This window comes from Hyphomonas sp. NPDC076881, assembly GCF_050269995.1.
Lineage (GTDB): Bacteria > Pseudomonadota > Alphaproteobacteria > Caulobacterales > Hyphomonadaceae > Hyphomonas.
This window is the reverse complement of sequence record NZ_JBNNJJ010000007.1, coordinates 107814-128671: the sequence shown is the minus strand read 5'-3', so window position 1 is coordinate 128671 and position 20858 is coordinate 107814. Positions and strand designations below refer to the sequence as shown.

The 20858-nt window shown below is 61.8% G+C and carries 19 protein-coding genes; 12 read left to right on the top strand and 7 right to left on the bottom strand.

The annotated features are described in order from the left end of the window. The first annotated feature begins 76 nt into the window (after positions 1-76). From ACQKI2_RS09475 to ACQKI2_RS09465, 3 genes are all read left to right on the top strand, one after another. Positions 77-1027: a carbohydrate kinase family protein gene (locus ACQKI2_RS09475; protein ID WP_427379449.1), complete on the top strand. Its 951-nt coding sequence runs from the start codon at positions 77-79 to the stop codon at positions 1025-1027. Next, on the top strand, positions 1024-1677 hold the full coding sequence (locus tag ACQKI2_RS09470) for a class II aldolase/adducin family protein (RefSeq protein ID WP_427379448.1): 654 nt from the start codon (positions 1024-1026) through the stop codon (positions 1675-1677). Before ACQKI2_RS09475 ends, ACQKI2_RS09470 begins: the two co-directional genes overlap by 4 nt. Before the next feature lie 81 nt (positions 1678-1758). Continuing rightward, entirely contained in the window at positions 1759-3297 is a 1539-nt protein-coding gene (locus ACQKI2_RS09465) for a N,N-dimethylformamidase beta subunit family domain-containing protein (RefSeq protein WP_427379447.1), read from the top strand. Positions 3298-3396: 99 nt separating this feature from the next. Here the strand turns inward: ACQKI2_RS09465 and ACQKI2_RS09460 are convergent, their stop codons facing one another. Further along, complete coding sequence (locus tag ACQKI2_RS09460; RefSeq protein ID WP_427379446.1) at positions 3397-4764, bottom strand: MFS transporter; 1368 nt, start codon at positions 4762-4764, stop codon at positions 3397-3399. Positions 4765-4816: 52 nt separating this feature from the next. After that, entirely contained in the window at positions 4817-7072 is a 2256-nt protein-coding gene (locus ACQKI2_RS09455; RefSeq protein WP_427379445.1) for a TonB-dependent receptor, read from the bottom strand. Between the two features lie 112 nt (positions 7073-7184). Here ACQKI2_RS09455 and ACQKI2_RS09450 point away from each other — a divergent pair, with 112 nt between their 5' ends. After that, positions 7185-7892 (top strand): TetR/AcrR family transcriptional regulator, encoded by a 708-nt coding sequence (locus ACQKI2_RS09450; RefSeq protein WP_427379444.1) that lies wholly within the window; start codon positions 7185-7187, stop codon positions 7890-7892. On the opposite strand, the gene ACQKI2_RS09445 is transcribed toward ACQKI2_RS09450, so the two are convergent. Next, a complete protein-coding gene (locus tag ACQKI2_RS09445) occupies positions 7882-8754 on the bottom strand; it encodes a HAMP domain-containing sensor histidine kinase (RefSeq protein WP_427379531.1) in 873 nt (290 codons plus the stop codon). The two genes, ACQKI2_RS09450 and ACQKI2_RS09445, sit on opposite strands and share 11 nt — an antisense overlap. A gap of 488 nt (positions 8755-9242) precedes the next feature. Further along, on the bottom strand, positions 9243-9956 hold the full coding sequence (locus ACQKI2_RS09440) for a response regulator (protein WP_427379530.1): 714 nt from the start codon (positions 9954-9956) through the stop codon (positions 9243-9245). A gap of 156 nt (positions 9957-10112) precedes the next feature. Here ACQKI2_RS09440 and ACQKI2_RS09435 point away from each other — a divergent pair, with 156 nt between their 5' ends. The 3 genes from ACQKI2_RS09435 to ACQKI2_RS09425 all read left to right on the top strand — a co-directional run bounded on the left by ACQKI2_RS09435 (position 10113) and on the right by ACQKI2_RS09425 (position 12005). Next, entirely contained in the window at positions 10113-10685 is a 573-nt protein-coding gene (locus ACQKI2_RS09435) for a hypothetical protein (protein ID WP_427379443.1), read from the top strand. 76 nt (positions 10686-10761) lie between these two features. Next, positions 10762-11595, top strand: coding sequence for a sterol desaturase family protein (locus tag ACQKI2_RS09430; protein WP_427379442.1), 834 nt, complete (start codon positions 10762-10764; stop codon positions 11593-11595). Then, entirely contained in the window at positions 11595-12005 is a 411-nt protein-coding gene (locus ACQKI2_RS09425; protein ID WP_427379441.1) for an EF-hand domain-containing protein, read from the top strand. The genes ACQKI2_RS09430 and ACQKI2_RS09425 overlap by 1 nt, the downstream gene beginning before the upstream one ends. 50 nt (positions 12006-12055) lie before the next feature. On the opposite strand, the gene ACQKI2_RS09420 is transcribed toward ACQKI2_RS09425, so the two are convergent. Genes ACQKI2_RS09420 through ACQKI2_RS09410 form a run of 3 tightly spaced genes read right to left on the bottom strand, consistent with a single transcriptional unit; the run spans position 12056 to position 14032 of the window. Further along, positions 12056-12259: a YgaP family membrane protein gene (locus tag ACQKI2_RS09420; RefSeq protein ID WP_427379440.1), complete on the bottom strand. Its 204-nt coding sequence runs from the start codon at positions 12257-12259 to the stop codon at positions 12056-12058. A gap of 21 nt (positions 12260-12280) precedes the next feature. Continuing rightward, positions 12281-12736 (bottom strand): thioredoxin family protein, encoded by a 456-nt coding sequence (locus tag ACQKI2_RS09415; RefSeq protein WP_427379439.1) that lies wholly within the window; start codon positions 12734-12736, stop codon positions 12281-12283. 24 nt (positions 12737-12760) lie between these two features. Next, entirely contained in the window at positions 12761-14032 is a 1272-nt protein-coding gene (locus tag ACQKI2_RS09410) for an NAD(P)/FAD-dependent oxidoreductase (protein WP_427379438.1), read from the bottom strand. Positions 14033-14169: 137 nt separating this feature from the next. Here ACQKI2_RS09410 and ACQKI2_RS09405 point away from each other — a divergent pair, with 137 nt between their 5' ends. From ACQKI2_RS09405 to ACQKI2_RS09385, 5 genes are all read left to right on the top strand, one after another. Next, the gene (locus ACQKI2_RS09405) at positions 14170-14529 is read left to right on the top strand and encodes a rhodanese-like domain-containing protein (RefSeq protein ID WP_035594707.1); all 360 of its coding nucleotides are present in this window, start codon (positions 14170-14172) and stop codon (positions 14527-14529) included. Beyond that, a complete protein-coding gene (locus ACQKI2_RS09400; protein WP_427379437.1) occupies positions 14516-15508 on the top strand; it encodes an efflux RND transporter periplasmic adaptor subunit in 993 nt (330 codons plus the stop codon). Before ACQKI2_RS09405 ends, ACQKI2_RS09400 begins: the two co-directional genes overlap by 14 nt. A 6-nt stretch (positions 15509-15514) precedes the next feature. Beyond that, the gene (locus ACQKI2_RS09395; RefSeq protein ID WP_427379436.1) at positions 15515-18799 is read left to right on the top strand and encodes an efflux RND transporter permease subunit; all 3285 of its coding nucleotides are present in this window, start codon (positions 15515-15517) and stop codon (positions 18797-18799) included. Beyond that, positions 18780-19106 carry an ArsR/SmtB family transcription factor gene (locus tag ACQKI2_RS09390; protein ID WP_427379435.1) on the top strand — a complete coding sequence of 109 codons (327 nt, stop codon included), beginning with the start codon at positions 18780-18782 and terminating at the stop codon, positions 19104-19106. The genes ACQKI2_RS09395 and ACQKI2_RS09390 overlap by 20 nt, the downstream gene beginning before the upstream one ends. A 72-nt stretch (positions 19107-19178) precedes the next feature. Beyond that, a complete protein-coding gene (locus ACQKI2_RS09385) occupies positions 19179-20819 on the top strand; it encodes an MFS transporter (RefSeq protein WP_427379434.1) in 1641 nt (546 codons plus the stop codon). The last annotated feature ends 39 nt before the right edge of the window (positions 20820-20858 follow it).

Here is a 20858-nt window from a genome sequence, read left to right as displayed (position 1 = left end):
ATTTTGCCGATAAGATAGTTTTGACTATCTTACTTAAGACCGATATGGACGCAAGGTAAATTCGGGAGGAAATTGGATGAAACTTGATCTTCTGTGCGTGGGCCTGACGACGCTGGATGTTGTGGGCCGGCCGATCACGGAAATTCCGCAGAATGAGGGCGGGCGGCTGATCGAACAGATTGCCTGCGCGCCGGCCGGCACAGCCGCAGGCGCGGCGTGTGTCGCAGCACGGCTGGGGCTGAAGGCTGGCGTTGCGGGCGCCATCGGCAGCGACCTGACGGGCAAGTTCGTCCGCTTTGCGCTGGAAGATGGTGGGGTGGACACAAGCCTCCTGCAGACATTGGAAGGGTATCCGACCTCCACGACAATCCTGCCTATTGATGATCAGGGCCGCCGCCCGACGCTGCACGCCCCCGGGGCTGGCTCTGTTCCGCCGCTGACAGACGCGCTGATGGCGGCCGCAGCGAATGTGCGCTGCCTTCATTATGCGGCAATCGGCGCGCCGACATTTGATGGCGGGCCGGGCGAAAGGCTGGTGGCGTCCGCCAAGGCGGCGGGCGCCGTGGTGACGTGTGACCTGATTGCGCCGAGGCCGGACGCGAAGGCGGAACTGGCGCGGATACTTCCGCATGTGGACTGGTTCCTGCCAAGCGCGGAGGAAGCGCGCTTTCTGACAGGAGAAGAGGATCTTCAGGCGGCAGCAGATGCGTTCGTGGCGATGGGGGCTGGGAACTGCGCGATCAAGGATGGCGGGCGCGGGGCCGTGATGGCAGCGGGCAGCCTGCGTGGGCGGCTGCCGGCATTCGACATCAAAGTGGTGGATACGACGACGTGCGGCGATTCGTTCTGCGCGGGGTTCATCACGGCGCATCTTAAAGGACTGGGCGATCTCGACGCGCTGAAGTTTGCCGCCGCGACCGCTGCAATGGTGGCGCAGGGGCTGGCGACCTATGGCAAGCTGGAAAGCTTTGAGCAGGTTGAAAACGCTGTCACAACACTTCCCGTGAAGGAGGCCGCCGCATCATGAGCGAGCAGGAAACAAAACTGCGGGCGCAGATTGTCGAGGTGATGGCGGCGATGGATGCGCGCGGCCTGAACCGGGGGACATCCGGCAATGTATCGGCGCGCCTGGGCGAGGATATGCTGGTGACGCCGACGGGGGTTCCGCCTTCGATGCTTGCGCCGGAACATATCGTGCGGATGGCCCCCGATGGCAGCTTTGACCCGGCCGGCATGAAGCCTTCCAGCGAGTGGCAGATGCACTGGAAGCTGTTGCAGCTGCGCCAGGATGTGAACGCGGTGGTGCATTGCCATTCGCGCTTTGCCACGACGCTGGCCTGCGCGAACAGACCGATCCCTGCCCTGCATTATATGGTGGCCGTCAGCGGCGGACCGTCTGTGCCGGTGGCGCCCTATGCCACCTTCGGATCGGCCGAGCTAGCGGAGGCCGTTTGCGAGACACTTTCCGGACAATTCGGGACACTTATGGCCAATCACGGACAGATCGTGGTGGCGCCGAGCCTGAAACAGGCGCTTCTGATTGCCGAAGAGATAGAGGAACAGGCGGCGATCTACTGGGGCACACTCGCTATCGGCGGGCCAATGCTTCTGGCAGATGACGAGATGGCCCGCATTGCTGACCGGTTTCGCTCCTACGGGCAGAAGAAGAAGCCATAAGGCGCTGGTGCGGCCTCTTCGCGCTTGCGAATATGATAATGATGGCTACCATTAGCCTATGCAGATTGATGGGAGCGTCCAATGCTGGCTTGCTATACTGACCGCCTGAGCCTTCACCCCGGCGAGACATTCGCCCTCCATATCAGCGTGGAGCACGGCCCTTGCCGGCTGGAGATCGCCCGCGTCGGGAAGGCGCGCGAGATTGTTCATACGCAGGACGGGATCGCGGCGGGCCACCACCCGGCACCGGCCGATGCTGACCGCAACGGATGCGGCTGGCCGGTAGCGCTGGAAGTGACCACGGGCGCAGACTGGCGCACCGGCTATTACGACATCGTGCTGACGGACACCGCCGGGGAGCAGACGCACCATTTCGTTTGCATCAAGCCCGCCAAAGGCATGGCGGGCTCAAAGGCGGTGCTGGTGTTGGCGACGAACACCTACCATTCCTACAACTGGTGGGGCGGGGCGAACGCCTATTCCAACGTGACCGGCCTGATGACCGGCACCGTGCCTTTTGACCAGGCAATGGATCAGGCAATCGGCGTTTCCTCCACCCAGCGCCCGTTCACGCAGATGATCATCGCTGCGCCGGACGATGCTCCCCGCCTGATCAACATGCGCTCGCGGGGCTTCAAGGAGAAGCCCTGGACGGCGGACCCCGTCTGGATGCGCAAGCATCGTATCTCTCCCTATGATGGCTCGGCCGGTTTCCTCAACAAGTGGGAACATGCCTTTGCGGCGTGGACGGAAGAAGAAGGCTATGTGTTCGATTATGTGACCGATTATGATCTGGAAACGGATCCTGATCTGCTGTCGGCCTACACATCTGCGTTCTTCGTGGGACACTCCGAATACTGGTCTGGCAATGAGCGCGCGCAGGTGGAGCGGTTTGTGGATGCGGGCGGCTTTGCCGCAATCCTTTCGGGCAATACCTGTTTCTGGAAGGTGCGCTGGGAAGACGATGGCAAGACCTATGTGTGCCACAAATGGAAAGGCTTTGAGGCAGAGGATGTGCCGGCAGAACTGGCAACGCATCTCTGGTCGCACCGCGCCTTCAAAGCGCCCGAAGCCGAGATCACAGGGTTGAGCTTCAATTTTGGCGGCTATCACCGGCTTGGCATGTGCGTCTCGCGCGGGACGGCGGGGTTCACGATCTACAATGACAAGCACTGGTCGCTGGAAGGCACGGACCTGTTCTATGGCGACATTCTGGGCGGGGACGTTCCGCTGATCGGCTATGAAAGCGACGGGTGCCTGTTCGAGTTTGGCACCGATGGCCTGCCCAAGGCCCTGACGGTGGGCGGCGTTCCGGAAAACCTCGAAATCATCGGCCTTGCCCCGGTGACGCTGGGCGAAGATCCCACCAGCGGCTATGCGCCGATGATCCCGCCGGAGAAGCTGGATGTGATTGCCGGGGAGATCTATGGCGATCCCTCCCCCGCGAGGCAGCAGCGCGTTCTGCGCGGCCATGCGATGCTGGCGAGCTTCAAGCGCGGCAAAGGCGAAGTATTCAATACCGGCACCACCGAATGGGCCCACGGCCTTGCCGCGAAAGACCCGTTCGTTGAAGTGATCACGCACAATGTGATGAAGCGGTTTGGTGTGACGAAAGCCTGATCACCAGTTCATCTGCCTAAGCACAAAAGTCGAAAGGCGCGGAGGGGACAGCCTCCGCGCCTTTCTTTTGGCCTGAATCCTTGATGGCTGGGAGGAAACTCAGGCCGGGTCGGGCTCCTTGCCGCCGCCCTTCACGAAGAAGAGCAGCAGGAACCCTGCCGCAAACAGGAGGGTGACGGGGACGAAACCCGCCTGTTGCGAATGGAAGACGGCCGTGAAGATGCCGACAAGCATCGGGCCAAGCCAGCTGGTGGAGTTTCCCGCCAGTGCAGCCAGACCGAAGAAGGCGCCCATCTGGGAGGCAGGCGCCAGGCGCGTGAGCAGCGTGCGGCTGGAAGACCAGGCGGCAATCTGGAAGACGAAGCCGGAAAAGCCGAAAAATACGAACACAAGTTCCGGAAGCGTCGAGAACATCGGCGCATTCCAGACAGGCTGGGGATCAGCGACAGGCATGAAGAGGATTTGCGCAGGCGCCGCGCCGATGATCCCGATCAAGCCAACCACGGAGCCGGCAATCTCTATCTGGAAAGCGGTCTTCGGGCCGAAGGTTTCATCCAGCCAGCCGGCGAGCACGCCGCCGATCAGCCCGGCCACACAGCCAAGAAGTCCGTAGACGAGCATTTCCGTGCCGCCCCACCCCATTACCCCGGCAGCGTAAACGCCGCAGAGGATGAGCAGAACGCCGCCCGCATCCTGCGCCAGTGTGCGGGCGAGCAGATAGATCATCGCATCGGAATTCTGTTTCCAGTTCCGGATGAGAGAGACCAGCGACCCAACCCCTGCCCGGACTGAAGACGCATTGGCCTTGCCGCCGGACTTGGCCGCATCCTTGCTGAACAGGAAAAGCGGAATGGCGCAGAGAGCGAAGTTGAGCGCGACCAGAATGGGCACAATCCGGTCGGGCTCGCTCGCTTCCTTCGAAAGGCCAAAGAGCGGCTTTTCGGGGAGCATCAGCGCCAGAAGGATGAATACCAGCAGGATGATCGACGTGACGTTGCCCAGAGACAAGGCCCATCCCGATGCCATGGGCCGCATGCGCGGCGTGGCGGCATAGGGCAGCATGGAGGAGAAGAGCACCTCCCCGCAGGACAGGAGAATGGAGATCAGCCCCAGGATGGCAACAACAACCCAGGGGGAGAGGATCGCGCCGCCGGGCGCCGCGAACCAGAGCGACATCATCAAAGGGATGACCATCAGCGTGATCAGAGCAAGCCAGGGCTTGCGGGGGCCGATGGTATCTACCGTTGCCCCGATGACCGGGGCAATGAAAGCAACCGTCAGACCCGAGATCATTCCCATCTGGGCGATCATCGCCTGCCCTTTCACGCCATCGCCCACAACCACGGTGGCGAAATAAGGCGCGAAGAGAAAGCCATTGACGAGGCCGATATACGGGTCTCGCCCTGCCTGATAGGTGGCCCATGACCAGGCAGAGCGATCCAGCTTGCGGGCGCCCGGCGCGGACACGGAGGGAGGCAGTGCCTCCTCCGGTCCGGCCGCTGTCGGCATCAGCGCCATATCAGTAGCGGTAGCGCAGGAAGAGGCCCGCGCTGCGCGGACGGGAGTAGGTCAGCAGATCAACGCCGAGGCTGTCGATCGGGTTGGCCGATGTGAGGTAAGCCTCATCCGTCAGGTTGCGGCCCCAGAGGCCCGCTTCGACCTTGCCATCGGGCGACATCACCGAAAGCTCTGCGCCGACCAGCCACAACTCCGGATCGGAGAGGCGTTCGCGGTTGGTGCTGTCGAAGTAGACTTTCGAGCGGTAGGACACGTCCACGCTCGGCGTGATGGTCACACCGCTGGCGGTCTCGATCGTGTAGGCTGCGCGGCTCGTCATGCTGAATTCCGGTGCCTGGGGCATCTTGTTACCGGAATAGTCGCCACCCAGCGAGTTGTAATCGCCATACTCGGCATGCAGCCAGGCAAGGCCCAGCGAGAGATCGAGCGCGCTGATCGGACGGGCAACGAATTCAGCTTCAGCGCCGTACATTTCAGCCGTTGCCGCGTTGTCGAGCACCTGAACTGTCAGGCCGTTGCGCTCCACGGTCGAGTAGGCCTGAATGTCCTGATAGTCATAGTAGAAACCGGACAGGTTCATCCGCAGGCGGGCGCCGAGAAGATCGCTCTTCGAACCGATCTCGTAGGCGTTGACCGTCTCGTTGTCGTAGGGCTCGATCTGTTCCGCGCTGTCGGCATTACCGCCGAAGAAACCACCAGATTTGTAGCCGCGGCTGTAGCTGGCGAAAATGTTCGTCGTGTCAGTGATATCGTATTTCAGGCCGATTTTGCCCGACCAGTCACTGAACGTCTTGCTGCCCTGATACTCGAAGACCGTCACGGCCTGTTCGGCAACCGTTGCGTAGTCCATCGACTTCTCGTCAGCCGACCAGCGCAGGCCAGCGGTGAGGAACAGTTTCGGGGCCAGCTCGTAATCAGCCTGGCCGAAGATGGCATAGCTGTCGGTTTCCTGCGTGTACGGATAGCCGAGGAAAACAACCGAGTTTTCCGGGCTTGCGCCTGTCGGATTTTCCGGCGTCGTGAACATCGGGCGCAGGATACGCAGGATGTCATAGGCGCTGTCGCTGGTCGTCTCGTCGTTCATGTAATAGGCGCCGAGAACCCATTTCAGCTTCTCACCATCAGAGGCGAGGCGCAGTTCCTGAGAGAACTGTTTCTGCGTGTTGATGTAGTAGGCTTCGAGCATCTGAAGCGGGCTGGAATCGGTGTTTTCGTGCGCGTTGCGCTCAACGTCCTGATAAGCCGTGATCGAAGTCAGGGTCAGGGTGTCGGTGAGGTCGCGGTCGATGGTGAGGGCGGCGGTCCAGAGGTCCACCTTGTCCCGGCCTTCGACATCAGCCGTAACGGTGTAGGGATCGGCATCCGTATCGGCAAAGCCGAGCGCATCCGTGCAGAGGCCGCTGCGGAAATAGGCCGGCGCGCAGACGCCGTCCGCGCCCGCCGCCGCCGGATCGACCGCAAACAGCTGCCGCGACTTGGGCTGAACAGCGCCGCCGCGGTTCACGAAGGTGCTGAGCGACAGCAGCACGTCGGTTTTCTCGTCCGGCGTGTAGAGCATCGAGCCGCGCAGGGCGTAGCGCTCGGCGTCGTTGACCTTGTTCCCGGTGATGGCGTTCGTGGTGTAGCCGTCGTCCTCGACATACTGACCCGCCAGGCGGAAGGCGAGCTTGTCGCCGATGACCGGCCCCCCGAAGCCGAAATTGGCTTCCACCGAGCCGAAATTGCCGACTTCGAGATCGGCGTAGCCTTCCGGCGAGAAAGTCGGGCGTCTGGCGATGACGTTGATTGCGCCGCCGGTCGTGTTCCGCCCATAGAGCGTGCCTTGCGGGCCGCGCAGAACTTCAACACGTTCAAGGTCGTAGAAGGCAGAATATTGCGCGAGCGGCGAGCCGATATAGACGCCGTCAGCGTACAGGCCGACGCCGCTCGAAGAGGTCGGGTTGAAGTCGTTCAAGCCGGCACCGCGGATAAAGATCTTCGGGTTTGCAGCCGCGTCAGCTGCCGCGATGCGCAGGCCAGGAACGAGGTTGTCCAGCGAGGTGACGTTGGCAACACGCTGCTTTTCCAGCGTTGCCGAGGAAAGCGCCGTGATGGCGATTGGGACATCCTGCACGTCTTCGGCCCGCTTCTGAGCCGTCACGACAATGCTTTCAAGACGGCGCGCGGAGGCGTCTTCCTGAGGCTCCTCGGTCTGCGCCGCGGCGCTGCCAGTCCAGAGAAGGGCGACCGCCCCGGTTCCGATCAAAAGAGATCTCATCGCAGAATCCTTTTCTTCCATCCCTATTCGGAAACGATTGGATAGCGATCACTAGCACTTTTACAATAGCTTTAATTACCGTTTCATGATGTTTAGCCTATAAGTGTGCAGAATGAGCACAGCCAGCGTGGGGAACGCCGAGGAAATGAGCAGCGCAAAGAAAACGACCTCTCGCAAGGTGGCCGACCCCATGCAGGTGGAAACCGCCACCAAGCAGCAACCGCAGCAGGCGCGGGCGCAGGACACGTTCGAGCTGATCCTCGACACGGCTGGCCGGCTGCTGGACGAGGTTGGGCTGGAGCGGCTGTCGACCAATCTGGTGTGCCGCCGGGCGGGCCTCTCCCCGCCTGCCCTCTACCGGTATTTTCCGAACAAATATGCCATTCTTCGCGAACTCGGCGACCGCCTCATGGCTTTGCAGGACCAGGCGGTGCTGGAATGGATCGCCGAGGGCGGGCTGGAAGCCAGGGGCTTCGACGAAGAAGTGGCCAGCAATGTGCGCCTGCAGGAACGGGTGAACGACATCACCCGGCACTTCCCCGGAAACATCTTTGTACTGAGGGCGCTGCGGGCGATCCCCATCCTGCGGGAAGTGCGCCTGGCCTCCAGCGACATGGTGGCTGAGCGCATCGCAGATGCCATGAAAGCGCAGGGCCACCCGGCCTCGCGCGAGCGCCTGATCTCTTCAGCGCGACTGACAACCGAGCTTGCTTACAGCGCCATGGAAATGGTGCTTGAGGAGCCGCAGCGCGATGCGCGTCAGATATGCACCGATGTGTCCAGGATGATCGTGACACACTACGCCCAACTCAGCGACTGACCGCCGGTAACAGGATCGAAACGACCAGCCCGCCCCCTGGCCGGTCTGACAGGCTGATCCTGCCGCCCTGACGCACGATGATCGTCTTGGCAATGGCAAGACCGAGGCCCGCGCCCTCTGTCGAGCGATTGCGGGAAACGTCGCGCCGGTAAAATGGCTCGAAGACACACGCCTTCTCCGCGTCCGGTATGCCTGGGCCAGAATCTGCAACCGTGATGAGAGCATCTGCCCCCTCCTGCGCGAGGGTGACATCCGCCCGGCCGCCATATTTTACAGCATTGGAAATGATGTTGACCAGCGCGCGCTCGAGCCGTCCGGGATGAACCGGCGCGACAGGCCTGGCATCGACCCGGAGCGTGATCTTGTCTGGGTCGAACTGACCGGAGGTCTTGAGGTCTTCAAGCCAGCCGGCCAGCGCAAGGTGTTCAGCGCCTCCGATACCGCCCTGCTCAGCCTCTGCGAAAGTCAGCGTATCATCCAGCAGCGCCTGGATCTCGTTAATCGCCTTTTCGGCCGCATCCCGGCTGGAGGGCTCAAGCGGCTCTATCCGCAAGCGCAGGCGCGTCAGATAGGTGCGGACGTCATGGGACATGGCCGACATCACAAGCGCGCGGTTTGCGAGCAGTTCGGCAACACGCTCCTGTAAAGTGTTGAAGGCGTTGACAAGACCCCGCATTTCCGCGCCACCGCCAGGGCGGACAGGCTGGGGAATGCCGGTTGCCGCAAACCGCCCGGCCGCCTTGGCCATATCGCGCGCGGGACGAACAACATTCCAGATGCTCCAGAGCGCGATACCAGCCACGATGAGGCCGAAGAGCCCCGCAAAGAGCCCGACAGGTGTGCGCCGGAAACGCCATTCCATAAGGCTTGGCGTTTCGACGACCATTGATTTTCCATCGGATAGCTCAACCACCAGCCGCATGGGATATTCCGCCTGCAGACCGGTTTCCGTCTTCCGCGGCGGGCCAATGGCGCGGCCATTTAGACCGACCATTGCCGATACCTGACGGCCCTGCATCTCTTCACTGTAGAGCCCGAGCGCCCGGCGGAATGCTTCAACCGCGGCCCCATCGCGCTTTTCGCCCTCCACCGGGCCCTCCTGAATATAGACGCGACTGTCACTGGAGCTGAAAGCGCGCGCGAGCTTGTCGCGCGTCGCATCATCCGCATTGTCGGCGAGATCCACCATAGTGGCCACGCGCGCGGGCAGCGGCAGCAGAAACACACGCTCGCTTCCCTGCCGGTGATCGCGCCAGAAGACGGCGAGAATCACCAACTGGGCAGCAAAGAAGAGCAGCCCCATGACGGCAAGCACCCGCAGTGCCGGATTGGAACCAATGCCCGGAAGCCTCATGGCGTGATGACCTTGCAGGCAAAGATGTAGCCGCCATTGCGCACCGTCTTGATGAGTTCGGGATTGGCAGGATCCCGCTCGATTTTCTTGCGCAGGCGGCTGACCTGAACATCTATGGCGCGGTCAAACACCCCGCTGGTGCTGCGGCCGCTTGCGAGTTCCAGCAGCAGGTCCCGATCCAGAACGCGCTGCGGTCTGCTGAGGAATACCGTAAGCAGAGCATATTCTCCGCTAGAAAGGTCAAGCGGGGGGCCGCCATCGGCGCGCACTTCCCGGCGATCATAATTGATGATGAGGTGGCCTGCGCGCACTTCATTGTCAGGGCGTTTCTCCAGACCAGCCGACCGGCGCAGGACCGCTCGAATGCGCGCGGAAAGCTCACGCGGATTGAAGGGCTTGGCAATGTAGTCGTCTGCCCCGATCTCGATGCCGACAATCCGGTCGATATCGTCGCCCCGCGCCGTCAGCATGATGATGGGAATGGAAGACTGAGCCCGCAAACGGCGGCAGATGGAAAGGCCATCTTCGCCGCCGGGCAGCATGATATCCAGCACGATGAGATCAGGGGACACACGCGCCAGCAGCTGGTCAAGCTCACCGGCATGACGGGCGCCCTCCACATCAAAACCGTTGATGCGGAGGTAATCGCTGACAAGCGTGCGGATTTCTTCGTCATCTTCGACGACCAGGATGATCGGACGTTGTTCCATAAGCGGAAAATGCCGCGCAATTGGTTGGAAATCCACGAAGGAATTCTGCAGGTTACAAAACGTAACAAACTGGCATTCCCCGGAAAAACCCACGTTACGCAAGGCGGTTAGATCTCTCGGCATGAGGCAGCCGCCTCTGAGCCCAGGAGATCATCCATGAACCGCAACATGAAACTTGCCGCTATTGCGGCCCTCGGCGCCCTCGCCGTGGCCGCCTTTGCAACCCCCGCAGATGCGCAAGGCCGCAGCCGCCAGACCACGGTAAAAGGCGAAAACGGCCGCACCGCAACGTCTTCCCGCATGATCGAACGCGCCGATGGCACGCGCACAAAAACCGGCAGCGTGCAGACCGGTGAAGGCTATGGCGCATCGCGCACGGTAAACAGCGGCATCGACCAGGAGAATGGCGGGCGTTTCCGCAGCGGTTCGACCACCACCAATTCCGGTGCGACGGTTTCGTCGGGCTCTGCCGCGTCCTGTGACAACGGCGCCTGCGGCCGCAACTCCTACGTCACCGGCCCGAACGGCGAAACGGTCAGCGGCAGCACCGTGCGCTATGTGGATGAGAACGGCAATCTCGTGAAAGAGAGCGGCGTTACGGGCCCCGATGGCCAGACTGCCTCTCGTGATGTGACGCGAGACGGCGAAGGCACCAAGACAACCACACGCACCAACGCACAGGGCGAAGAAAGCTCGCGCACGCGCTGGGTCACTGTTCAAACGGACTGATCTCCCCCCACCCCCACTCTGCGGCCGGCGCAGTCCGTTTTACCTTTCGCCGGCCGCACCTTTTTCGGGAGCCAACATGCTTGCTCAATATGTTCAGTCTGCTGATCCAGCGTTAACGCCATGGCTCATCGCCGGCATTGTCGCCTTGCTCTTGTTTGTCCGTTACCTGATCTTTGCCGGAGGGGCGCTGTGGCTGATCATGGCGAACCACAAATCGCTGGCAGGCAGGCGCATTCAGCCCGCCCCGTTCACGGCGAAGCAGTTCCGGCGGGAAGCTGGCTGGTCAGCGCTCTCTGCCCTTGTATTCGGCGCTGTGGGTCTTGCGGCCCACTTTGCCAACCGCGAATTCGAGTTCATGGCGTTCTATAACGGGATCGACACGTATGGCTGGGCGTGGTTCTGGCTCAGCATCCCGGCTGCCGTTCTGGTACATGACTTCTATTTCTACTGGGCCCATCGGTTGATGCATGCGCCAGCCGTCTTCGAGCGTGTCCACCGGATACACCATCTTTCGACCAATCCCTCTCCGCTCTCGGCCTTTGCGTTTCACCCCTATGAGGCGGTCATCGAAGCGGTGGGATTGTTGGTGGTTCTGACGATCATTCCCTTGCATCCTCTGGCCTTCCTGAGCTTCTCCACATTTCTGATCGCCTTCAATGTGATGGGCCATCTGGGTTATGAACTTTTTCCCCGATTCATGGGGGAAACGCCCGTGCTCCGCCTGCTGAATACAGCCACCAGCCACAACCAGCACCATCGGACCTTCCGCTACAATTACGGCCTCTACACGCTGATCTGGGACCGCCTCTTCGGCACGCTCCACCCCAATTATGCCGCCGCCTTCCGGAAAGCTGCCAGCGCCCCCGCTTCCCCATCGCTCTCACTCACTTATGAAAAGGAACATCCATAATGAAAGTCCTCCCAACCCTGTGTGCCTTGCTGGCTGTTCTGGCTGCGCTCGCCCTGCCAGCGTCCGCCGATCCGAACGGCACTGCCGGCAGCATCATCCTCAATGCCGATGCAAACGGAGACGGCGCGGTGACCCGCGCGGAATTCCTCAGCCGCCGCAGCGCCATGTTCGCCACACTGGATACGGACCATTCGGGCGGACTCAGCCAGACGGAATTCACCGCTTTCCTGGGGGAGAAAGGGAGCCGGCTGGCAGGCAAAGCCTTTCAGCAGATCGATGCCGACAGCAATGGCACAATCAGCCAGGCCGAATGGGATGCAAGCCCGGCCCGGGCCTTTGACAGGGCCGACAAGAATGATGATGGCGTGCTCGATGCCGCCGAAATCAACGCGATCCGCAAACGCGGATAACCCCCCGGCGGAAGGAAGAGGCTGGAATGCGGCCTCTTCCTTTTTCACCGTTATTTGAACGCGCAGCCTTCCTTCACACCGATCATCTTGAAGATCATCGCCGCCGGGCAGAAGCCCGTGACGGAGGCCTGCAACATGTTGAGGCCGGCAAAAGCCGTCAGCAGGAACCAGTAGGGCGAGACGAAATATCCGAGCGCTAAGCTGGCAAGCACAACGCAGCCAGCAAAAGCGAGAACAGCACGATCAAGGTTCATTTCAGTTGCTCCGTTGAGGGATCAGTTGGGGAACGGCGCCAGGCCAAACAGGTCACGCACCCAGCGCTCGAGCGCGGCGCCGCCGGGCGCGCCCGCCTGTTTGGAGAGTTCCCGGCCGCCCTTCCAGGCAACCAGCGTTGGCACGCCGCGAATGTTGAGGCGAATGGCGGCATCGGGGTGTTGATCGGTATTGATCTTGTAGAAGCGGACATCACCCTGAAGATGTTCGGCAGCCGCCGCGTAGTGCGGCGCCATCATCCGGCAGGGTCCACACCAGGGCGCCCACAGGTCCACGACAAAAGCCCCGGTGTCCTTTTTCTCCAGCAGCCGCATCTGGTCGTTCGTGATGTCAGCCGGCTGCGGCGTTGCCAGCGCCTCTGAACACCGGCCACATTTCGCCGCAGTGAGCGATTTGCCTTCCGGCACTCGGTTCACTGCGCTGCACGCCAGGCACACGATCGTTCTGTCTTCCGCCATGTCTGACTCTCCTTGAAGGCGTCTTCAGCCTTTCAGCTTGTGGGTCTTGATGAGCGCCAGGGCAGCGTTCTCATAGAACGTCTCTGCCTTTCCGGCCTTCACCTTCCCTATAAAGTATTTCTCGAATCCGACTTTTGCAGTGTGTACCCAGCCGCCCGAGCCCGACCAGTTCACATTGCGCGGCGGGATCTGGGGCTGAGCGATGAAGGCGACACCTTTGTCTCCAAAGTCTGCAAGGCAGATGGCGTTCCAGGTCGCCTCATGGGTGGGCTCCTTGCCCTCCAGAATGCTGGCAAGATTCCGGGCGGTCGCGGTGACCATGGACTCAATCATGAAGCCTGTTTTAGGCACGCCCACCGGCACCGGCGTCTTGCCGACGGGCGGAATCGCGATGCAGACGCCGATGCCGAAAATCTCCGGATATTTCGGGTTTCGCTGATGCTTATCCGTCAGGATGAAACCGCGCGGATTGGTGAGCCCTCCAATACCATGCACGGCTTTGACGCCTCTGAAGGCGGGCAGCATCATGGAATACTTCATCGGCAGTTCGTGAACCTGTTTCACATTGCCATCCTCATTGACCTCCTCGACCGTCATCTTGCCGGCCTCGGCCTTCACGACGCGCGCATTGGTGATCCACTTGATGTGGCGCTCGCGCATTTCGCTTTCCAGGAGGCCCTTGGTATCGCCGACACCATCCAGGCCCAGATGGCCGATATAGGGCTCAGAGGTTACGAAGGTCATCGGGACGCGGTCGCGGATCTTCCGTTTCCGGAGTTCTGTCTCGATGATCATCAGGGTTTCATAGGCGGGCCCGTAGCAAGACGCGCCCTGAACCGCGCCGACGATGACCGGGCCGGGATCCTGACAGAACTTCTCGAACGCCGTGTGGGCCGCGGTGGCATGGTCGATATGGCAGACGGATTGGGTGAACCCACCTGGCCCGAGCCCTTCGATCTCGTCGAAGGCAAGCTCTGGACCTGTTGCAATGACGAGATAGTCATAATCGACAAACCGGCCATCACTGAGGCGGACACGTTTGGCTTCCGGTGCAACCCGCTCTGCCTTGCCGACGATAAGATCAATGTTCCGCTTCTTCATCGGACCGGCAAGATCGACGACAATATCCTTGCGCTCACGCCAACCGACGAGAACCCAGGGATTTGAGGGAACGAACTGATAGAAGTCCGTCTCGTTGATCACGGTCACGCTATTTTCCCGCCCGATCGCGTGACGGATTTCATACGCGGCGATGACACCGCCAAGGCCGGCCCCCAGAACGACGATTTTAGCCATTTTCCTGCGCTCCCATCTTGATTTAAAAGATAATTGTATTTTATTGTTTTATAAAATACGTATTATTGCTTATGGCTCAAGAGGGAAAATTGAGGTTGTGACAAACCATCCCGAAAGCCTGCTTACGGAGACCAATGATGAGCGACCCGAGAGACCTTGATCCCAAAGCGGTGTTTGACGCGCTGAAACGCGGAGACGTGCTGCTGATCGATGTTCGCGAGCCTGCCGAATTTGCAAACCAGCGCATCCACGGCGCCCTGCTCCATCCGCTATCAACCTTCGACGCCCGGGCAATTCCCGCAAATCCGGGCCGCCAGATCGTTTTCCAGTGCGGATCGGGCAAACGCTCGCGCATGGCCCTCGACAAGTTTCTGGCCGAAACCGGCGCAGAAGCGGCCCATATGGCTGGCGGTATCGGCGCCTGGAAATCTGCCGGACTGCCTTGCGTTTCCATCAACCCAGCGACCGGAGCGGTCGAGGATCATGGCCGTTACTGAGATGCGAACACTTTTTGTTTCAGCCATCGCCGCGCTGGCCATTTCGGGCCAGGCGAGTGCCCAGACGCTGACCGTCGAGGAATCGATTGTCGTGGACTATCGCCCCGTGATCGCGCGCATTGAAGCGGGTGACACGGCAACGGCACGCTCGCGCCTGCAAGGCGTGGTGATACGGCTGAACGTTGTGGAGGGGCAGATCGTCAAGGCTGGCGAAGTGGTCGCCGTTGTGACGGATGACACCCTCGCCCCGCAGCTGGCCTCGCTCTCTTCCCGGATCGAGGGGCTGAAATCCCAGATCCGCCAGTCCGAGGAAGACCTGACGCGGAACGAGGGATTGCTCGCGCGCGGATTTTATCCAAAGGCCCGGCTGGACGAGGAACGCACAGCACTGGACGTGCTGCGGCGCAGCCTGGCTTCAACAGAAGCCGAACGCCGCGCCCTCTCCGCCCGCGAAGCCGAAGGCCGCATTCTGGCACCGGCAGACGCGCATGTGACCGATGTGAGTGTGGTGCAGGGCTCAGTGGTGTCTCCCGGTGAGGTTCTTGCCAGTTTTGCCACCGTGAACGGTATCGTGCGGCTTGCTCTGCCAGAACGCCATGCCGCCACGATTTCCGAAGGCGAGACGATCTCGCTGCGCCTGCCGTCCCGCTCGGATGATATCCGCACGGCCACGATTGTGCGGGTCTATCCCGAACTTCGTCAGGGGTCGGTCATTGCCGATGCAACGGTGCAAGGTGGACTGACAGCGCTGTTCGGGGAGCGCGTGGATGTTCTCGCCCCTGTGGGCGAGCGCCGGGCGATCCGCATTCCGAAGGAATATGTCTCGACCCGCTTCGGGGTGGACTTTGTGCGCGTGGCCGTGGGGGAGCGCTTTGTGGACGCACCTGTCGCGCTCGCCGCGCCACTGGTGGACGATACGGGCCAGTATGAAATTCTCTCGGGGCTGCGGCCCGGCGATAAAATCCAGAAACCGGAATAGAAGCAGATGAAACCGGACCTTTCGGGCTCCATTACACGGTCGACCATCCGGTCGCCGTTGACGCCGCTTTTCCTGCTGACTGCGCTGGCTGTCGGCCTGATCGCCCTGCTGACCATTCCGCGGGAGGAAGAACCGCAGATTTCCGTGCCCATGGTGGATATCCTGGTGTCCGCGCCCGGCCTTAAGGCTGCGGATGCTGTGGAACAGGTGACCAAGCCGCTGGAGAGCATCATTCTGGCGCTGCCGGATGTCGACCATGTCTACTCCCAGACCCAGGATGACGCCGCGATGGTGACCGCCCGGTTCGATGTCGGCACCGATGCGGACAATGCGATCCTGCGCGTGCATGAAAAGATCCGGGCAAACCTTGATTCCATTCCTTATGACGTGCCGATGCCGCTGGTGGTGGGGCGCGGGATCAATGACGTTCCGATCGTGACGCTGACGATTTCTCCCGATGCCTCGACGGGTGATGTGTGGAACGATACCGCGCTGCGGATGCTGGCGGATGAACTGCGCAATGAGCTGATGAAGGTCACGGATGTCGGCATCACCGATGTGATCGGCGGGCGCCCTCTGGAGCTTCGCGTCGAGCCGGATATCCAGGCACTTTCGGCGCAGGGGGTGTCCCTGCAAAACCTGGTGCAGAGCGTGCAGAACGCCGCGGCGGCCCTGCCCTCTGGCCGGGCGCATCAGGATGGCAACTCCCTGATCGTCCAGGCGGGTGACCGCATCAATGCCGTACACGAACTGGAGCGGCTGCAAATCCGGGGCGCAGGCGGGCGTGTCGTATATCTGAGCGATGTGGCGAATGTGAAGGTAACCGGCGCGGAAACGGACGCGCGCGTATGGACAATGCTGCATGGCGAGGACGGAACCTTCAGCGCTGCGCCGGCGGTTACCGTGTCGCTGGCCAAGCGGCCGGGCGCCAACGCCGTGGTCGTTTCGGAAGCAATCATCCACCGGGTAGAAGCCTTGAAGGGCAATCTGATCCCGGAGGGTATTCATGTCGAGGTGACCCGCGACTATGGCGAAACGGCCAACCACAAGGCCAACGAACTTCTGTTCCACCTTGGCCTTGCAACCATTTCCATTGTCGTCCTGATCGCGTTCAGCATTGGCTGGCGCGAGGCGCTGGTGACGCTGATCGTCATTCCGACGACCATCCTGCTGACCCTCTTCGCCTCGCTGATGATGGGCTACACCATCAACCGGGTGAGCCTGTTTGCGCTGATCTTCTCCATCGGGATACTGGTGGACGATGCGATCGTGATCATTGAGAATATTGCCCGTCACTGGGCCATGAAAGATGGGCGTACCCGCATTCAGGCGGCCATTGAGGCGGTTTCCGAGGTTGGCAACCCCACCATCATCGCCACGCTGACCGTGATTGCTGCGCTTCTGCCGATGATGTTCGTGTCCGGACTGATGGGGCCCTATATGGCGCCCATCCCGGCGAACGCCTCGGCGGCGATGCTGTTCTCCTTCTTCGTAGCGGTGGGGATTGCGCCCTGGCTGATGATGAAGATTGCCGGCAAGGCGCCGCTGCATGGCGCGCATGACGGCGTGCACAGCGAGACGCGCCTCAGCCGGTTTTATGGACGGGTGGCCGCGCCGATCGTGGCGTCGAAACGCAATGCCTGGATTTTCCTCGGGCTTGTCGGTGTGGCGACACTCCTGTCGCTGACGCTGTTTGCCACAAAGGCGGTGCCGGTGAAGCTGCTGCCTTTCGATAACAAGTCCGAGATACAGGTGATCGTGGACCTGCCCGAAGGCGCGGCGCTGGAGGACACTGAACGCGCTCTGTTTGCGCTGGCAGATGCCATTGGTCCCGTTGGGGAGATCACAACGATCCAGGCCTATGCGGGCACGGCTGCGCCGTTCAATTTCAACGGCCTCGTGCGCCATTACTTCCTGCGCGCAAGCCCGGAACTGGGCGATCTTCAGGTGAACCTGACGGCGAAGGAACACCGCAAGCGGGCGAGCCATGACATTGCGCTCGATCTGCGTGAGCGGCTTCTGGCTGTGCCGCTGCCCGAAGGGGCAAAGGTGAAGGTGGTAGAGGTGCCGCCGGGTCCGCCGGTGATCTCTACCCTGATGGCGGAGATATATGGCCCCACGCCCGAAGCGCGCCGTCAGACGGCTGCGATTATCGAGCGGTTCTTCGAGGAAACCGATTTCATCGTGGATGTGGACAACTCCATGGGTGACCGGGCACCGCGGCTGACCTTCGGGATTGATGAGCCGGCCGCAGCGGATGCGGGAGTTCTGCAGCAGGATATCCTGGACGCCATCGGCATGGCGTTTGGCGGCCAGACCGTGGGCGTGAGCCCGCGCGGGGAAGGCCGTGATCCGCTGAATATCCGTGTCTATCTCCCCCGGTCTCAGCGCAGCTGGACCCAGGAGATGGCCGCCATTCCCGTGCCTCGCCAGCTGGCCGGGACAGATGCCGTTCCCATCGAACTCGGCGAACTGGTTGAGGTGCGGGAGGAGGCGGGCTCCGCCACGATCTTCCGGCGGGACGGGCATTTTGCCGACATGGTGATGGGTGAACTGGCCGGGCGTTACGAAGCGCCGATCTACGGAATGTTCGAGGTTCAGGACCGGATAAAGGCGTTCGACTGGGCCTCGGAGGGCCTGCAGATGCCAGCGGTGAGCCTCTATGGGCAACCGGCTGACGAGACGAGCACAACGCTGCTGTGGGATGGGGAATGGGAGGTGACATATGTGACCTTCCGGGACATGGGCATGGCATTCGGCGTGGCGCTGCTGGGGATCTATATCCTGGTGGTCGGCCAGTTTGGCACCTTCCGGGTGCCGCTGATTATCCTCACGCCTGTCCCCCTCACCCTGATCGGCATCATGATCGGGCACTGGCTGTTTGGGGCTGCCTTTACAGCGACTTCGATGATCGGCTTCATTGCGCTCGCCGGGATTATCGTGAGGAACTCCATCCTACTGGTGGACTTTATTCGCCACACAACAGACGCCGAGAAGCCTTTGAAGGAAGTGTTGCTGGAGGCAGGCGCAATCCGGTTCAAACCGATCGTGCTGACGGCGCTGGCCGCCATGATCGGTGCGGCGGTGATTTTGACAGACCCGATTTTTCAGGGGCTGGCAATTTCGCTTCTGTTCGGGCTCGCCTCGTCTACTGCCCTGACAGTATTGGTTATTCCGGCGATTTATGTGGCCATTCGCGGGCCAGACTGGCGCCCGGAACGGACAGATGATGGACAAATCCGGACAGTTTCGGACACAGGAGACACTGAAGGTGCCCCTCAGCAGACGTAAGAAGGACGAGGCGCTGACCCTCGTTTCGGGCCGCGTTCAGGAGGCGGCCGAAGTGATGAAGGCGATGGCCAGCGAGACCCGCCTGAAGATCATGTGCGCGCTGGCCGGGGGGGAATTGCCGGTGAACCAGCTGGCCGAACTGACCGGGCAGAGCCAGTCTGCCGTGTCCCAGCATCTGGCCAAGCTGCGGGCGGCGGGCCTCGTCCAGAGCCGGCGGGACGCGCAGACGATCTACTATTGCTGCCGCCCCGGCATCGCGCAGGACATTATCGCCACGCTCTGCGGGTTTTACGGCGCGAAGGGATGAGGGCTGGCCTCTGACCCTTGCGCCGGGGGACAATCACTTCCACCATCGGACAATTGATCCAGATTGTTTCCGATGATTGACGCGCCGGCCCCCAACCCCTTTTCCATACCGCTCTACAAACGCATCTGGGTGGCAAACATCGCCTCGCAATTTGGCGGGCTGATCCAGAGCGTCGGTGCGGCCTGGCTGATGGTTCAGCTGGGCGGCAGCGAGACACAGATCGCGCTGGTGCAGGCCTCGGTGACCTTGCCGATCATGATCCTGTCGCTGCTGTCTGGCGCGATTGCGGACAACTTTCCGCGCCGGACCGTGATGCTGGTTTCGCAGTTCTACATGTTTGCGGTTTCGGCGGTGCTTTGCGTATTTGCCTTCATGGGTGGGCTGAGCCCCTGGCTGCTGCTGACCTTCACTTTCCTCCTGGGCTGCGGGACGGCGCTGAACGCGCCCTCCTGGCAGGCGACGGTGGGCGATATCGTGCCCCGCCAGACGATTGCCGCCGCCGTGGCGATGAACAGCCTGGGTTTCAACATTGCGCGCACGGCGGGCCCGGCGCTGGGCGGGGCCATCGTGGCCGCCGCAGGCGCAGCCGCAGCCTTTGCCGTGAATGTGGTGAGTTATGTCGGGATCATCTATGTGCTGCTGGCGTGGAAGCCGGAGAAGCCTGCCAAACCTGCGCTGAAGGAAGACCTGCGCACTGCGATTGGCGCGGGGGTGCGCTATGTGTCGATGTCGCCGCCGATCCGGCAGGTGATGGCGCGGGCAGCCCTGTTCGGCATTGCGGCGAGCGCGGCGCTTTCCCTGCTGCCGCTGGTGGCGCAGGATCTGGTGGGCGGGGGCGCGATCACCTTCGGCATCCTCTCCGGTGCCTTCGGCATCGGCGCGGTGATCGGCGCGCTTTCCAACAGCCGCCTGCGCCGGAAGTTTACCGCCGAGACCGTATTGCGGATGACGATCTGCGCGATCATTTCCGGCGTTATTATCGTGGCACTGAGCCGCTGGCTGCCGCTGACGGTGTTTGGCCTCGTGATCTGCGGATCGGGCTGGCTGCTGTCGATGGCGACGATGAATGTGACGGTGCAGATGGCCGCGCCGCGCTGGGTGGTAGGCCGGGCCCTGTCGCTCTACCAGATGGCCGTGTTCGGGGCGATGGCGGTGGGAAGCTGGATCACCGGGCAGCTGGCGGAGAGCCATGGGGTAACCGCCGCGCTGCTGACCATGGCGGCGGTGCAATCCATCAGCCTGTTTGCGGGGCTGTTCCTGCGCCTGCCGCAGGTGGACGAACTCAACCTTGACCTGACGGGCCGCTGGCGCGCGCCGGAAACGCAGGTGCCGGTGGAGCCACGCAGCGGGCCGGTGCATGTTTCGGCGAAGTATCGCATTCGCGAGGCGGATATTCCCCGCTTCCTGGCCACGATGAACGAGCGGCGGCGCATTCACCTGCGCGATGGCGCGCGGGCCTGGTCGCTGGTACGGGACCTGGGGGATGCCGAAATCTGGGTAGAGCAATACAGCTTTGCCCGCTGGCTGGACTATGTGCTGCACAATGAGCGGCGCACCCATGCCGATGATGTGAGCAACAATATCATCAAATCCCTGCACCAAGGCAGCTGGCCGCCGGAAGTGCACCGGATGCTGGAACGGCAGGTGACGAGCGTGACCTATGATCCGGAACTCGCCTCACCGACCTCCAGCGATCCGACGCGGCCTGCCTGAAGTTTCCCCTTCGTCGGGTATGGCCAATGCGCGCCCTGC

Excerpts from the sequence above, each read along its gene's own strand:
- ACQKI2_RS09475 (WP_427379449.1), top strand. The coding sequence starts at position 77 with ATGAAACTTGATCTTCTGTGCGTGGGCCTGACGACGCTGGATGTTGTG.
- ACQKI2_RS09470 (WP_427379448.1), top strand. The coding sequence starts at position 1,024 with ATGAGCGAGCAGGAAACAAAACTGCGGGCGCAGATTGTCGAGGTGATG.
- ACQKI2_RS09465 (WP_427379447.1), top strand. The coding sequence starts at position 1,759 with ATGCTGGCTTGCTATACTGACCGCCTGAGCCTTCACCCCGGCGAGACA.
- ACQKI2_RS09455 (WP_427379445.1), bottom strand. The coding sequence starts at position 7,072 with ATGAGATCTCTTTTGATCGGAACCGGGGCGGTCGCCCTTCTCTGGACT.
- ACQKI2_RS09450 (WP_427379444.1), top strand. The coding sequence starts at position 7,185 with ATGAGCACAGCCAGCGTGGGGAACGCCGAGGAAATGAGCAGCGCAAAG.
- ACQKI2_RS09445 (WP_427379531.1), bottom strand. The coding sequence starts at position 8,754 with ATGGAATGGCGTTTCCGGCGCACACCTGTCGGGCTCTTTGCGGGGCTC.
- ACQKI2_RS09440 (WP_427379530.1), bottom strand. The coding sequence starts at position 9,956 with ATGGAACAACGTCCGATCATCCTGGTCGTCGAAGATGACGAAGAAATC.
- ACQKI2_RS09435 (WP_427379443.1), top strand. The coding sequence starts at position 10,113 with ATGAACCGCAACATGAAACTTGCCGCTATTGCGGCCCTCGGCGCCCTC.
- ACQKI2_RS09430 (WP_427379442.1), top strand. The coding sequence starts at position 10,762 with ATGCTTGCTCAATATGTTCAGTCTGCTGATCCAGCGTTAACGCCATGG.
- ACQKI2_RS09425 (WP_427379441.1), top strand. The coding sequence starts at position 11,595 with ATGAAAGTCCTCCCAACCCTGTGTGCCTTGCTGGCTGTTCTGGCTGCG.
- ACQKI2_RS09420 (WP_427379440.1), bottom strand. The coding sequence starts at position 12,259 with ATGAACCTTGATCGTGCTGTTCTCGCTTTTGCTGGCTGCGTTGTGCTT.
- ACQKI2_RS09415 (WP_427379439.1), bottom strand. The coding sequence starts at position 12,736 with ATGGCGGAAGACAGAACGATCGTGTGCCTGGCGTGCAGCGCAGTGAAC.
- ACQKI2_RS09410 (WP_427379438.1), bottom strand. The coding sequence starts at position 14,032 with ATGGCTAAAATCGTCGTTCTGGGGGCCGGCCTTGGCGGTGTCATCGCC.
- ACQKI2_RS09405 (WP_035594707.1), top strand. The coding sequence starts at position 14,170 with ATGAGCGACCCGAGAGACCTTGATCCCAAAGCGGTGTTTGACGCGCTG.
- ACQKI2_RS09400 (WP_427379437.1), top strand. The coding sequence starts at position 14,516 with ATGGCCGTTACTGAGATGCGAACACTTTTTGTTTCAGCCATCGCCGCG.
- ACQKI2_RS09395 (WP_427379436.1), top strand. The coding sequence starts at position 15,515 with ATGAAACCGGACCTTTCGGGCTCCATTACACGGTCGACCATCCGGTCG.
- ACQKI2_RS09385 (WP_427379434.1), top strand. The coding sequence starts at position 19,179 with ATGATTGACGCGCCGGCCCCCAACCCCTTTTCCATACCGCTCTACAAA.